9 protein-coding genes are annotated in these 14244 nt (G+C 46.5%); 8 read left to right on the forward strand and 1 reads right to left on the reverse strand.

The features are described from left to right. Positions 1 to 168: 168 nt before the first annotated feature. From Q0R37_RS04905 to Q0R37_RS04920, 4 genes are all read left to right on the forward strand, one after another. Positions 169 to 813: a hypothetical protein gene (locus Q0R37_RS04905; protein WP_294752028.1), complete on the forward strand. Its 645-nt coding sequence runs from the start codon at positions 169 to 171 to the stop codon at positions 811 to 813. Positions 814 to 861: 48 nt separating this feature from the next. Continuing rightward, complete coding sequence (gene clpB, locus Q0R37_RS04910) at positions 862 to 3459, forward strand: ATP-dependent chaperone ClpB (protein WP_294752030.1); 2598 nt, start codon at positions 862 to 864, stop codon at positions 3457 to 3459. Between the two features lie 547 nt (positions 3460 to 4006). Beyond that, a complete protein-coding gene (locus Q0R37_RS04915) occupies positions 4007 to 4282 on the forward strand; it encodes an HU family DNA-binding protein (protein ID WP_294752033.1) in 276 nt (91 codons plus the stop codon). A gap of 19 nt (positions 4283 to 4301) precedes the next feature. Next, complete coding sequence (locus Q0R37_RS04920) at positions 4302 to 4739, forward strand: DUF6465 family protein (RefSeq protein WP_294752035.1); 438 nt, start codon at positions 4302 to 4304, stop codon at positions 4737 to 4739. A gap of 114 nt (positions 4740 to 4853) precedes the next feature. On the opposite strand, the gene Q0R37_RS04925 is transcribed toward Q0R37_RS04920, so the two are convergent. After that, the gene (locus tag Q0R37_RS04925) at positions 4854 to 6995 is read right to left on the reverse strand and encodes a dockerin type I domain-containing protein (RefSeq protein ID WP_294752037.1); all 2142 of its coding nucleotides are present in this window, start codon (positions 6993 to 6995) and stop codon (positions 4854 to 4856) included. A gap of 360 nt (positions 6996 to 7355) precedes the next feature. Between Q0R37_RS04925 and Q0R37_RS04930 the strand changes: the two genes are divergently transcribed. The 4 genes from Q0R37_RS04930 to Q0R37_RS04945 all read left to right on the forward strand — a co-directional run bounded on the left by Q0R37_RS04930 (position 7356) and on the right by Q0R37_RS04945 (position 14217). Further along, positions 7356 to 9341 carry a dockerin type I domain-containing protein gene (locus Q0R37_RS04930; protein WP_294752040.1) on the forward strand — a complete coding sequence of 662 codons (1986 nt, stop codon included), beginning with the start codon at positions 7356 to 7358 and terminating at the stop codon, positions 9339 to 9341. A gap of 37 nt (positions 9342 to 9378) precedes the next feature. After that, positions 9379 to 11526 carry a glycosyl hydrolase gene (locus Q0R37_RS04935; RefSeq protein ID WP_294752043.1) on the forward strand — a complete coding sequence of 716 codons (2148 nt, stop codon included), beginning with the start codon at positions 9379 to 9381 and terminating at the stop codon, positions 11524 to 11526. Between the two features lie 200 nt (positions 11527 to 11726). Then, entirely contained in the window at positions 11727 to 13694 is a 1968-nt protein-coding gene (locus Q0R37_RS04940; protein WP_294752046.1) for a GGDEF domain-containing protein, read from the forward strand. After that, positions 13666 to 14217 carry a GNAT family N-acetyltransferase gene (locus Q0R37_RS04945; RefSeq protein ID WP_294752049.1) on the forward strand — a complete coding sequence of 184 codons (552 nt, stop codon included), beginning with the start codon at positions 13666 to 13668 and terminating at the stop codon, positions 14215 to 14217. The genes Q0R37_RS04940 and Q0R37_RS04945 overlap by 29 nt, the downstream gene beginning before the upstream one ends. The last annotated feature ends 27 nt before the right edge of the window (positions 14218 to 14244 follow it).

Genomic DNA, 14244 nt, shown 5'->3' on the forward strand with positions numbered 1-14244 from the left:
TCGGTCCACAGTGCTAAACGATGAAAATCGTTTGGGCCGAATTCTCCGCTCCTTGCGAGCGGAATTTTTTTGCATTGTGAAATTTGTGTGAAAGATTATATAATCCGATTGACAAATTCTATAATCCGTGATATTATGTATATAACAGAGAAGGGAAGTGATGTGCCTATGAAAAAAAGCGTTTACAGCCTCGTTCTCATGGATGATGTTATAAAAGCCGTGGATGAACAGGCATACAGGCTCGGGACGAGCCGCTCCAATCTTATAAATCAGATACTCGCAGAGCACCTTTCCTGTGTTACTCCCGAAATGCGTATGCGCGAGATATTCGGACAGGTGACACAGCTTGTGAGCAGCTCTTTCAGGATACAGGAACAGCGTTCGCCTTCACTCATGACTGTTCGTACTGCATTGGAGTATAAGTACCGACCGACTATAAGCTATAAGGTAGAGCTTGAACGCTCGCCGCAGCAGTATCTCGGTACACTTCGTGTCAATATACGTACTCAGAGTGCCGCACTCATTGATATGTTCCACAGCTTTTTTGCATACAGGGCAAAGCTTGAAAATGCCTATCTTTCAGGTATTGGCGTTGAAGGCTACAGCTGCGAGATAGGTGACGGAAGCTTCTCACGAAAGCTCATAAATACAGGTGCTCTTACAGGTGAACAGGCTGGAGAGGCCATAGGCGAGTATATCAAGGACCTCGATCATGCCGTAAAGACTTATTTTGCAGCTCCCGAGGCTTTTGCCGAGAGCGCCCGAGTACTTGAAAAGAATTACCGTGCTCTTCTTAGCAGATATATCATTTAGGAAGAAGAAAGCAAGGATAAATATGAAAAATGACAGGAGGATATTTTTATGAATGCAGAGAAATTAACTCAGAAGTCAATTGACGCCGTAAGAAAGGCTCAGAGTATCGCTGTTATGCAGTCGAACTCCGTTATCGAGCCTATACACCTTCTTGCGGGACTTATAAGGCAGGAGAGCGGTCTTATCCCTCAGCTGCTGAAAAAAATGAATATAGACGAGGACATATTTGACAGCGAGATCGAGAAGAAGATAAACAGCCTGCCAAAGGTTACAGGCAGCGGCAGGAGCAGCAATATCGGTATCTCAGCTGAATGTGACCGCGTCCTCACAAATGCCGAGAGCATCGCTTCAAACATGAAGGACGAGTTCGTATCTGTGGAGCACCTCATGCTTGCGCTTATCGACTGCAAGGACAGGGATGTATCACAGCTTTTCGGTACATTCAATATCAATAAGGACAGCTTCCTCAGCGCTCTTATGTCTGTTAGAGGAAATACCCGTGTTACTACTGAAAATCCCGAGGACACATACGATGTGCTCACAAAATACGGTCAGGAGCTCGTCGGACTTGCCAGGCGAAACAAGCTCGACCCCGTTATCGGCCGTGACAGCGAGATACGCAATGTTATCAGAATACTTTCAAGAAAGACGAAAAACAACCCTGTCCTCATCGGTGAGCCGGGCGTCGGAAAAACTGCCATTGCCGAGGGACTTGCCCTTCGTATCGTGGCAGGCGATGTTCCTGACAGTCTTAAGGACAGAAAAGTCTTCTCACTCGATATGGGAGCTCTCGTCGCAGGAGCAAAGTACAGAGGCGAGTTTGAGGAGCGTCTGAAGGCTGTTCTCAATGAGATAAAGAACAGCAACGGACAGATACTTCTCTTTATTGATGAGCTTCATACTATTGTAGGTGCCGGAAAGACCGATGGTGCTATGGACGCGGGTAATCTCCTGAAGCCTATGCTTGCAAGAGGCGAGCTTCACTGTATAGGTGCAACTACACTTAATGAGTACCGCCAGTACATCGAGAAGGATCCTGCTCTTGAAAGACGTTTCCAGCCTGTTATGGTCGATGAACCCAGCGTTGAGGATACGATATCCATACTGCGTGGTCTTAAGGAACGCTATGAGGTCTTCCACGGCGTTAAGATAAGCGATAATGCGCTCATATCCGCGGCTGTACTTTCAAACCGCTATATCACAGACCGTTTCCTCCCCGATAAGGCTATCGACCTTATTGATGAAGCCTGTGCGACTATCCGTACAGAAATGGACTCCATGCCTACAGAGCTGGACGTTATCTCCCGTAAGATAGTTCAGCTTGAAATTGAAGAGGCTGCACTCAAAAAGGAAAGCGATAATATCTCTCAGGAGCATCTTGAGGAGATACAGAAGGAGCTTGCAGAGCTTCGTGAGAAGTTCAACAGCATGAAGGCAAAGTGGGAGAACGAAAAGAATGATATATCCGCTGTGCAGAAGCTCCGTGAGGAGATAGAGCGCACAGGCGGCGAGATAGACAAGGCAGAGCGCGAATACGACCTCAACAGGGCGGCTGAGCTTAAGTACGGAAAGCTCCCCCAGCTTCAGAAGGAACTGGAAGAGCTTGAAAAGCAGGCTGAGCATGACGTTGAAAACGGCAGACTGCTCCGTGACAAGGTAACTGAGGACGAGATCGCAAAGATAGTATGCCGCTGGACAGGTATACCCGTTTCAAAGCTCATGGAGGGCGAAAAGGAAATGATACTGGGACTTGAAGGACTTCTCCACAAGAGAGTCATCGGTCAGGATGAAGCCGTTACAAAGGTCAGCGAGGCTATACTCCGTTCACGTGCGGGAATACAGGCGCCCGACAGACCTATAGGCTCGTTCCTCTTCCTCGGACCAACGGGTGTTGGTAAAACAGAGCTTGCAAAGGCTCTTTCCGAGATACTCTTTGACGATGAGAGAAATATCATACGTATCGACATGAGCGAATACATGGAGAAATTCAGCGTGAGCCGCCTCATCGGAGCGCCTCCAGGATATGTAGGCTATGACGAGGGCGGTCAGCTCACAGAAGCGGTCCGCAGAAAGCCTTATTCTGTAGTGCTCTTTGATGAGATAGAAAAGGCTCACCCCGACGTGTTCAATATACTTCTGCAGGTACTTGACGACGGACGTATCACAGACTCGCAGGGAAGAACTGTAGACTTCAAGAATACTATCATAATACTCACTTCAAACCTCGGTTCACCTTATATCCTTGACGGTATCGACGCAAACGGCGAGATAACCGAGGAGGCGCGTTCACAGGTGGAGGGACTGCTCAAGACTCAGTTCCGTCCGGAGTTCCTCAACCGTCTTGACGAGATAATCTTCTATAAGCCGCTGGCAAAGACCGAGATAATCAAGATAGTTGACCTTATGCTTGCAGACCTGCAAAAGCGTCTCGATGACAAGCATATCCGCATAAATGTCAGCGAAGCAGCAAAGAATTATATCGTTGAGTGCGGCTACGATCCAAACTTCGGCGCAAGACCGCTGAGAAGGTTCATTCAGCGCAATGTGGAGACTCTTGCGGCTAAGCGTATCATAGGCGGAAACCTCGCGGCGGGAGATGTCATAGATATTGATATTGACGCAAACGGAAAATTGGTCGCAGACTGAGAAATAATATAACGCCTTCTGTAAGAGGGCTGAAATCGACTGAAATTAAACGGAAAACCGTTTAATAAGAAAAAAATAATTTTCAAAATCTCCATAGTGCACAAAAATAACGGCTCTGATTTGTACTGTTTTACAGGTCAGGGCTGTTTTTTTACGAAAGATGTATGAAAAAGCTTTTTGATATATGCCCAAAACAACGCAGAACAGGCAAATTCCTGATTTTGCGTTCAGAGGATAATAAGAGAAAAATGTGCTCGGATACCCTTTTTTTCAAAATTGGTCAACAAATTCTGAGATTTTTCCACTCCTTGAAATCCTTTATATTTCGGAATATATTGACTGTTTTATACTATGTGTATTATAAAATTTTGCGTGAAAAATTTTTTTGAACGGAAAATAGGCAAATTCTCTGTTTGATTTGAATAAAAAACACCTTGCAAATGGCTGTATATACGTCAATTTGTCTTTTTTTCATGAATTACTTGACAAATTGGAATAATGGGTATATAATTCAATTGTAAAATCTTATTTATGGAGGATACTAACTATGACAAAGACCGAATTAATCAGTGCAGTAGCTGACAAGGCTGACTTCACAAAGAAGAACGCTGAGACTGCTGTAAACGCAATCATCTCAACAATTACAGACGCTCTCGCAGGCGGTGAGAAGGTTTCTATCGTTGGATTTGGTACATTTGAGGTTCGTGACCGTAAGGCTAAGCAGGTCATCAACCCTCAGACAAAGAAAATGATGACTGCTCCTGCTTCAAAGGCACCTGCTTTCAAGGCTGGTCAGGCGCTCAAGAACGCTGTAAACAAGTAATTCTAAGGAGGATACTATCATGCCAGATAACAAGACTGCAGAAAAGAAAGTAGTAGATACAGCTGCTGCTCCTGTAGAGGAGAAGAAGGCTCCCGCTGCTAAGGCAGCTGCTGCAAAGAAGCCTGCTGAAAAGAAGGCCGTTGCAAAGAAGCCTGCTGCTAAGAAGGCTCCTGCTAAGAAGCCTGCTGCAAAGAAGCCTGCTGAAAAGAAGGCTGTTGCTAAGAAGCCCGCTGCAAAGAAGCCTGCTGCTAAGAAGACTGCTGCAGCTGCCGTAGACAGCAAGGTAGTTATTCAGGCAATGGGTTCAGAGGTAAGTACTGCTGACCTTATTGCAAAGGCTACAAAGGCTTCAGGCGTTAAGAAAGCCGATAAGGTTGACATCTATATAAGACCTGACGTAAACAGGGTTTACTATGTTGTTAACGGCGATATCCTTGGCGATTTTAACCTCTTCTAAGAATGATACAAGCTCCGCTTTATGCGGAGCTTTCTTGCATATTGCGAAAGGCTCTCCTTTACGGAGAGCCTTTTATTTTATCTATATCATGCTTTCTTTTGTATATATGACCTTTCAGAGTCCGAGCAGCCTGTTCTGTATGAGCTGTGCATCGAGTACGGTTATTCCGTCGCCGTTCATGTCCGCAAGACTTTTACCCCTCTTTTTGATGCATCTTGCGTCTGTGCCGTTTAGTCCGTACTTGTTCGGGTTGGCAAGTGCCTGCATTATCATTACCGCATCTGCAATGTCAACTGTGCCGTCACTGTTTGCGTCGCCTGTTTCACCGCTGTACTTTACTATCTCAAGGTCGCCGAGATAGATGTAGTTGCTTTTCGGGTTGATCTCAAGAACGCCCGATACTGTGTCGCCCTTGCGGATATCGTCTTCGATCGCATATCCTGCGTGCATATGTGCGTCCATGTCTATGCTGAATTCGTCCATGCCCTTCAGCTTGAAGCCGTGGCTTGTTGTGCCGTATCCAAAGGACTCGACCTCTGCATTGTCTATGCGTATGAACTTTGAACTGTCTTTATCAGAGTTTATGTATACTCTGAATGTGAAGTCGTTTACGCCGTAAAGCTCTTTTTCGTACTGATCCCCCTTAACGCTGAGAGCTATCGCGGAAGCTCCTGCCTTGCCGAGCTTTACTGTATAAGCACTGCCGCCGGGGAGCGTCGGGAATTCGTCAGCAGTATAGGTCTTGCCTGTGAAGTCTGATATGGTTATGTATTCGGGAGCTATCTTCTCAACCTCCCATTCATAATCAGTTCTTAAGTAGTCACTGTTACCCTTGTTGGAATGTCTCGCTACAGAGTGATAAGAATTTATGACAAGTCCGCTGAGATCAAGCTCCTCGCCCGCGTCATAGATCGTTTTGGTTGGGAGAGTCTTTATGCTGCCGAAGTGATCCACGCCTGTTCCGTACATCCATACCTCGGGTTCTGCTGTGGTAGTTGTGGTTTTTACATCTGTCGCTGTGTTTGGCAGTGTTGTTACTGCGGAAGTATTGCTGATAACATTAAGTTCGTTTATCTTCAGCATTTTTGCCTCATAGGTGGATACGCTTTCAAATTTTATGGATACAGTATCGCCAACTTTGATATCATCGAGCATATCAGCACCTTCTGCGTCGGCTGTGCTGTATCTTCCGTGAGTGCGGAATCTGATATATTGTCCGTATTTTGCCGTTACAAGGTCGGTGAATTCATTCTCAACGACGTCTCCGCACCAACCGTGATCCTTACATTCGTCGCAGACTTTCTGACCGAAGGAAGTGGTGATGATATGGTTGCGGGGAACTTTCTTTCCGCAGTTAGAGCATATGCCTGTTTCGGAAGAATCAAGCTTATCAAAATTTATTATGACTTTTGTATCAGCATAATCCCTGTACATGAAGCTTGCTGTGCACTCCTCGCCTGCTTCGAGCCTTGTGAACTCCTTGCTGTAGATGAGCGCGTAGTCCATATTAAGGTAATATCCGCCGTGATCTCTGAACTGAACGTAATTAAGGTCAACTGCTTCTACAGTATCGGTAAACTCTGCTGATAAAGGCATATCAAGAGGCATTTCCTCAGAGGAGAGGACTTTCGCTTTATTTACTGCCGTAATTGTTCGCATATCGTCGGCAACTCTGTATTCAAACTCGGTATATACAGTGTTTCCCGCAGTAAATGCGCTGCTGTCAGGTAAGATGACCTTCGGATCAATTTTGTATACGCCGTTTTCTGCAAAGAAAACAAACATACCTGCGGTGTATGCTACCTTATCGGTGAAGGTCTTTGAACCGCCGTCTGTAACATTTACGGCCGCCTTCTGCTTTATGCCCTTTGAGGTGTAGGTGATAACTGCCGTGCCTTCTTTAAGTCCTGTTACCTTCAGACCTGTGGAGTCAAGGGATATGACGTCTTCATTGTCTATTGTCCATGAGTCGGGAACTGCTGTGCCGCACTTTGAAATAGTTACGGTTTCTCCGACCTGCACATTACATGAAGAAGTCAGAAGGGCAAAGGTATCTCCGCCTGCAATTGTGGCAGTGGCTTTGGGATAATTTGTGGTGCCGTTTATGGTGGTGACAGCTTCTGTGTCGGCTGAATAGGAAACGGAAGTCTCCTTTGCGGCAGATGAGCTTGTTACTGCGTCCGCGGCGGGAACTGTAATAAACGAAGTCAGAATCGCCGATGAAACTATCAGTGACAGTGTTTTACTCATTTTCATAACCGATCTCTCCTTTACTATGGGATTTTGATTGATACTTCTGTGATAAATGCCGTTTTTACTGCTAAAAAATGTGTGAACCTCCTTTTTAAAGCTTTTCCTATTTATTAGACGTAAGAAATTGCTGTTTTTCTCACTTATTTTCAAAAAAATTTAAGAAGACTGCATTTTTATTGTTTTATGTTATTTGCAGCTGTTAAAAATCATTTATTTATAAAGTATGCCCAAAGGTAAAATAGCTCAAAAGTACATTTTATAAGCGCTAATTGCCATTGAAAAGTACATATTCTCATTATATAATAAAGTATAATAGTATGCACAGGCATACAGGCGGATATTAATATAATGGAGGAATCAAACATGAAAAGCAGATATTACAGGCTCAGAGCAGCGGCTGCGGCGGCAATGATAGCTCTTTCCACGGCGGCTCCGGCTTATGTTCATTTTTCGGGTACGGCAGCTATGACCGCTTACGCAGCTGAAAGCAGCGTAAAGGTGCTGAGCACGGAAGGCTATGCAGAGGGCATATACGCCACATGGACTTCCGTATCGGGAGCTTCGGGCTACAATGTTTATGTTGACGGAAAAAAGATCGACGATATGCTTATCAGGCAGTACAAGGGCTTTATGCGCGCTGACGCGGTAGGTCTGAAAGCATGCAGCCACACCGTGAAAATAGTTCCCGTGATCGGCGGGGCTGAGGATGCTTCAAAGGCTGCGGAGGCAAAGGCGGCTGCATATGCCCATGACAGAAGCGGCTTCGGATTCGTGAACGGAAGCTCGGGAGGTGCCTACAACGACGACGGAACTCTGAAAAGTGATGCTGTTTTAGTATATGTTACAAATGAGAACAAGGACACTGTAACCGCAAGCATCGACGCAACAGGAAAAGGCGAGGAAGTGCTTACGGGAGTGCAGAATATAATCCTCGGCTACAAGAAGGGCAAGGAGAAAAGACCTCTGAATATACGCTTTATAGGCAATATCACAGATCCTGCCGTGCTCACAAAGGGCGACCTTGTGCTTGACGCGGTAAAGGCAGGCTGTACCATAGAGGGAATAGGCAGCGATGCGACATTCAACGGCTTCGGGCTTGTTATGAAGAACTGTTCAAATGTGGAGGTAAGGAACCTCGGCTTTATGAACTGCAACAGCAATGAGGGCGACGACTGCGGTTTGCAGCAGAAAAATGACCATATATGGGTGCATAACTGTGACTTCTTCTACGGAGACGCAGGTTCGGACTCGGATCAGGCTAAGGGTGACGGTGCTCTCGATACCAAGACTTCTGCATTTGTTACTCATTCCTACAACCATTTCTGGGATAACGGAAAGTGTAATCTACAGGGTATGAAGTCGGAATCCACCGAGAATTACATAACCTATCACCATAACTGGTACGATCATTCGGATTCCCGTCACCCGAGGATAAGGACCTGTTCGGTGCACTGCTACAACAATTACTTCGACGGCAATGCAAAGTATGGTATCGGCGTAACTATGGGAGCTTCATGTTTTGCGGAGAATAATTATTTCCGCAATTGCAGGTATCCCATGCTCATTTCCATGCAGGGCTCTGACGAGATAACAGGCGGTACTTTTTCAGGTGAAGCAGGCGGTATCATTAAGTCCTTCGGCAATATATTGACGGGACAGAAAGCCTATACCTCCTATCAGCAGAATGATACGGACTTTGACGCTTATGAGGCTTCTTCGGCAAATGAAAAGATAAGCGGCAATGTAAAGTCGAAGAGCGGTGATAATGTGTATAACAACTTCGATACCTCGGAGATAATGTATAGGTATACTCCCGACAGGGCTGAGGACGTGCCTGCTATTGTCACAGCCAAAGCAGGAAGAGTTGACGGCGGCGATCTCAAGTGGCAGTTCGACAATGCTGTTGACGACGAGAGCTATGCTGTAAATAAGGCTCTCAAATCCGCTCTTGTTTCCTATAAAGACGGTGTAATTGCTGTGGGAAGCGGCTTTAAAGAGGATGATACTCCAGCGCCTGTAGTTACGACTGCTGCATCAGCGGCGGCAACAACGACTTCGGAAACAACAACGACGGCTGCTTCATCAACAACGGTGACCACGACATCTGTGACTTCAACTGAGGCTCCGAAACAGGAGACAGCAGGTGACGCCAACGGCGACGGTATCATAGATATGGCGGACGCTGTGCTCATAATGCAGTCTCTGGCAAATCCCGACAAATACGCTATAGCTGTGGAAAACGTCTCTAATGCCGATGTTTCAGGCAAAGGAAACGGCATAACAACTTCCGACGCTCTTGCAATACAGAAATATCTGCTCGGACTGATAAAGGCTCTGCCCGAGTCATGAATAAAGAAAAATATACAGTTTTAAGGAGGATAAAAACATGAACAGAAAAATACAGAAGCTTATCTCACTGGCGGCTGCGGGAGTGCTTGCGGCTGCACAGGCAGGCTCGTCAGCGCTTTTCACTTCCGTGGCAGCTGACGGAGGTACTGCTACAAAGTTCCCGTATACTATCGAAGGCGAGGATATGGAGGACGCTGAGCTGTGGGAAAAGATATATCAGACAGAGCTCCCCGGATATTCGGGAAAGGGCTTCTTCTATCTTACGGCAAAGCCTGCTTCCTTTGAGGTGACAGTTCCCGAGGACGGTATGTACTCCATAACCGTTCACGGAGCACAGATACTCAATGAGGAGGGCAGACAGCAGGCTGTTAAGATCAACGGCGTAAAGTATACCACTCAGGCTGCTTATTCCGACAAGTGGGTGGACTATGATTTCGGCATGGTACGCATGAACAAGGGCGTCAACAAGATAGAGTTCATATGCGAATACGGATATATGGCCATAGATACGGTAACAATATCAAACGCCGAGTTCCCGGACCTCTCAAAGGCAAGCGGCACGACCTGCGACCCTGATGCAACTCCCGAGACAAAGGCTCTTATGGCATATCTCAAGAGCGTTTACGGAAAGCATATCCTCTCGGGACAGCAGGAGATATACGGCGGCGGTCATGAGGTTGCAACTACTATCCGCTTTGACGCGGAAAAGAAAAAGTGTGTCGACCAGGACGGAAAGGAATACACATTCGATGAAGCCGATATCTCAACAGCTGACGACGGTTCGAAGTTCGTGTGGAAGTGCTTTGATGAGGAAGGTCAGCAGTACAACTATCAGTCGCAGAACCGCAACTATACCCTTAACGATTACAACTATGAGGTAAGATATATCAGGGAGCTCACAGGCGAAGAGCCTGCTATCCGAGGCTTTGACTTCGGAAGCTACTGCCCCTGCTATGCATGGGACGACGGTGTTGCAAAGCGCATGATTGACTGGGCAAAGAACAAGAACGGCATATGTACTGCTTCATGGCACGTAAATGTACCTGTAACAAAGGCTGATTATACCCTCGGGGAGCCTCTCGACTTCGGAAGGACAACGTACAAGCCCAATACCGATTTCGTTACTGCAAACTGCATGGTAGAGGGTACTATGGAGTATGATTACTTCCAGCTCTGTATGAAAAATCTTGCGGCTGAGCTGAAAAAGCTTCAGGACGCAGGCGTTCCCGTTATATTCAGACCGTTCCACGAGGCTGAGGGTAACCCCAGCAATACTCAGGACCCCATTGACGGCTCGGGAGCATGGTTCTGGTGGTCGAAGGAGGGAGCTGTTGTATACAACAAGCTCTGGACCTTCTTACAGGATACTCTCAGGGATGAGTACGGACTTCACAACCTTATCTATGAGCAGAACCTGTACGCATGGTCTGACAATTCCGCCAAGTGGTACTCAGGCGACGACAAGGTGGATATCGTCGGCTATGACAAATACAACTGTCAGTACAACCGTCACGACGGCAAGCAGGCCGGTACTCCCAATGAGGACGCGGAGGCTGGTCTGTTCTATACCCTCAATAAATTCGTAAAGGGAAATAAAATGGTCTCAATGCCCGAGAACGACACGGTCCCGAGCCTTAAGAATATGACTGTTGAACACGCTTACTGGCTCTATTTCTGTCCGTGGTACGACTCGGAGCAGGAGCACTTCCTCTGCGGTGAGCAGTATCAGGACCCAAAGACGCTTACTGAGCTCTATCAGAGCGATTTCTGCATAACCCTTTCGGAGCTTCCGAAGGACCTTTACAAGGGCGGAAGCAGTGAGCAGCCGAAAACCACAGCTTCGACAACTTCAAAAACAACAACAACCACTACTTCAACTACAACTGCAACAGTCACTTCGACTGCGGCTTCTTCATCAACAGCTCCTACTCCAGCAGATGTGAAATACGGCGACGCCAACTGCGACGGCGAGATAGATATGTCCGACGCTGTGCTCATTATGCAGAGCCTTGCAAATCCCAACAAGTACGGCATAAACGGAAGCGACAGCAAACATATCACCGAAAAAGGCGAGAGAAATGCGGACGTGGATATAACAGCCAAGGGCGTTACCTCAAACGACGCGCTGCGTATACAGGAGTTCCTCCTCGGAAAGCTTTCTTCTCTTGACCCCTATGAGAAATAAGATCAGAGCCATAAAGGAGCTTAGGCTTCTTTATGGCTTTTTTACGCCTGTTTAACATTTTATGCCAAAATCATACTTTTTTACCAAAAATACTTGAAATCCAACAGCAAATATGATATAATAAATGCAAATACATTAAAAGATAGGATAGATATATCTGACAATAATTTCTTTTTTCATCATACAAAAGGGGTGTATTAATGGAGAAAATAATCGAAATCGCAGTCATTGTTGCAGGAATCGACGAAGAATATCAGAACAGCGTCTTTGAAGGCATTATAAGCTGTGCAAAGGAGCATGATGCCAATATCTCATGCTTCAGCGCCTTTGGCGGTGTCCTCGCAAACAGCAATTACGATGTGGGAGAGTACAATATCTTCTCTCTCATCAATTTTGAAAAATTTGACGGAGTGATACTCCTCAGCAATACCATAAGCGATCCCATAGAGAAAGAAAAGATCGTTAACCGCGTTAAAAAATCGGGGCTCCCTGTAAGTATCCTCGACTGCGGAGACTATCATGAGTTCTACAATATATCCATCGACAACTATACAGCCATGAAAGCTCTCGTGAGCCATGTTATCGAGGTCCACGGTGCGAAAATAATAAACTATATCGCTGGACCTGTGTCAAATCCCGAGGCTTCCGAACGTCAGAGAGCCTTTAAGGATATCATGGAGGAATATTCGATATCAGTTCCCGAGGAGCGCATATACCACGGAGATTTCCGTGCTGCCGACGGCAAAAAGGCGATAGAATTCTTTTTCAGCTCATCCCTTGAGCACCCGCAGGCAATAATATGTGCAAATGATGCAATGGCGCTCTCTGCTATTGAGGAACTCACCAATATGGGCTATAAGGTGCCCGAGGACATTATAGTAACGGGCTTTGACAATACCTACAACGCAAAGCATCACCGCCCTGCGCTGACTACTGTCTCGCGTCCGCTGGATGATGCGGGATATAAGGCCTGCGAGGTGATAATAAACGCTGTAAACGGAAAAAAGCAGAAGGAAACTATTGCTCTTGAGTCCTCTCCCGTATTTACGGAGAGCTGCGGATGCAAAACTGCCGAGAAAATTGATATTGACGAGTACAAGATCTCGACATACAAGATGCTCAACAGCTTCAGGAACGATATATCCCTGCTCAACCGCATAACTGCACAGCTTGCGGAAAATGAGACTCCCGATGACAATATCCGTACTGTTGCCAGCCTTATCCATGAGATACAGTGTGAGCGCTTTGCAATATGCCTGTGCTCCAACTGGGATCAGGTCATAACGGGCAAGGCGTCGAACGGGATACCCGAGATATATCAGATACAGGGCTATACCGAAAAGATGAGCGCTCCGCTCATACTCGTTAACGGAAGAAATAATCCCGTTACAGCCTTTAACAGCAGTGATATGTTCCCGACACCTGTTTCGGGCGGCGGTAATGTAAGCTATTTCCTGCCTCTGCACTTCCGCGAGCGCTGCCTCGGATACTATATATTCATCAACAGCTCGTTCCCGCTGAAAAGCCTTCTCTGTCATGCCCTCATGCTTAATATAAGCAACTCTGTGGAGAATATATGCAAGCTGCTTCACCTCAATTCCATGATAAGCGAGCTCGACAAGCTCTATACCGTGGATCCGCTCTGCAATATCTTCAACAGAAACGGTTTTATCAGAACAGCGGGTCAGATATATACTTCCTGTCAGAATGCGGGAAGAAAGGTCCTCATATCCTTTATTGACATGGACGGACTTAAGTATATCAACGACAATTTCGGTCACAAGGAAGGCGATTATGCTCTCCAGCACCTTGCAAGGATAATCAAGGACTGCTGCAAGAGCGGCAGGATATGCGCCCGTTTCGGCGGCGACGAGTTCATAATACTCGGCGCAAATGCTACGGATGAGGATGTTCCCGCACTTGAAAGCACGTTCAATATACAGCTCGAAAGCATAAACCGCATCATACGAAAGCCTTATAAGATATCCGCGAGCATAGGCTCTATAGTTACCGACGCGACTGCCGATGTAACGCTCTTTAATCTTATAACACAGGCTGACGAGATAATGTACGAAAACAAAAAGCGTAAGAGAACTTCCCGTTATCTGCGTCGGGATCAGGAACATGATGATGTGAATTATGAAACACCTTGGAACTGTAAGACTTGAAACGAGCAGACTGATACTCAGAAGATTTGAGGAAGCCGATACCGAGGTCGCGTTCCATGTATGGACCAGCGACCCGAAGGTAACTAAATACCTGCGCCGTGAGCCTCACCGCAGTATATCACAGATGCAGTCCCTCGGGCAGTCATGGCTCATGAAGTATAACGACCCTCAGTGGTATCACTGGGTAATCGTGCCAAAGGAAGTTGGCTTCCCCATAGGTACCATATCTGCGGCAAATGTTGACAACGAGACCGATACTGTGGAAGTCGGCTTCTGCTTAGGCTCGGCATACTGGGGGCTCGGCTACATTACCGAGGCTTTTGCCGCAGTCATCGAGTTTTTCTTTGAAGAAGTCCATGCAGACAGGATAGAAGCAAAATACGCCCCTGAGAACAAAGCCTCGGGGCGCGTAATGGAGAAATGCGGTCTTACGTTCGAGGAAACTCAAAGGAGCTCAGACCTCATACACTCGGAAGCGGTCGAGGTATGTGTATGCAGTCTCCTCGCAAAAGACTATTTCTGACGATATATTTTACATCTTTGCGTTAAT

The organism is uncultured Ruminococcus sp. (assembly GCF_946415235.1).
Lineage (GTDB): Bacteria > Bacillota > Clostridia > Oscillospirales > Ruminococcaceae > Ruminococcus.

What these genes read in the sequence shown, in the direction of transcription:
- Q0R37_RS04905 (WP_294752028.1), top strand. Translation starts at nt 169, where the DNA reads ATGAAAAAAAGCGTTTACAGCCTCGTTCTCATGGATGATGTTATAAAA.
- clpB (WP_294752030.1), top strand. Translation starts at nt 862, where the DNA reads ATGAATGCAGAGAAATTAACTCAGAAGTCAATTGACGCCGTAAGAAAG.
- Q0R37_RS04915 (WP_294752033.1), top strand. Translation starts at nt 4,007, where the DNA reads ATGACAAAGACCGAATTAATCAGTGCAGTAGCTGACAAGGCTGACTTC.
- Q0R37_RS04920 (WP_294752035.1), top strand. Translation starts at nt 4,302, where the DNA reads ATGCCAGATAACAAGACTGCAGAAAAGAAAGTAGTAGATACAGCTGCT.
- Q0R37_RS04925 (WP_294752037.1), bottom strand. Translation starts at nt 6,995, where the DNA reads ATGAAAATGAGTAAAACACTGTCACTGATAGTTTCATCGGCGATTCTG.
- Q0R37_RS04930 (WP_294752040.1), top strand. Translation starts at nt 7,356, where the DNA reads ATGAAAAGCAGATATTACAGGCTCAGAGCAGCGGCTGCGGCGGCAATG.
- Q0R37_RS04935 (WP_294752043.1), top strand. Translation starts at nt 9,379, where the DNA reads ATGAACAGAAAAATACAGAAGCTTATCTCACTGGCGGCTGCGGGAGTG.
- Q0R37_RS04940 (WP_294752046.1), top strand. Translation starts at nt 11,727, where the DNA reads ATGGAGAAAATAATCGAAATCGCAGTCATTGTTGCAGGAATCGACGAA.
- Q0R37_RS04945 (WP_294752049.1), top strand. Translation starts at nt 13,666, where the DNA reads ATGAAACACCTTGGAACTGTAAGACTTGAAACGAGCAGACTGATACTC.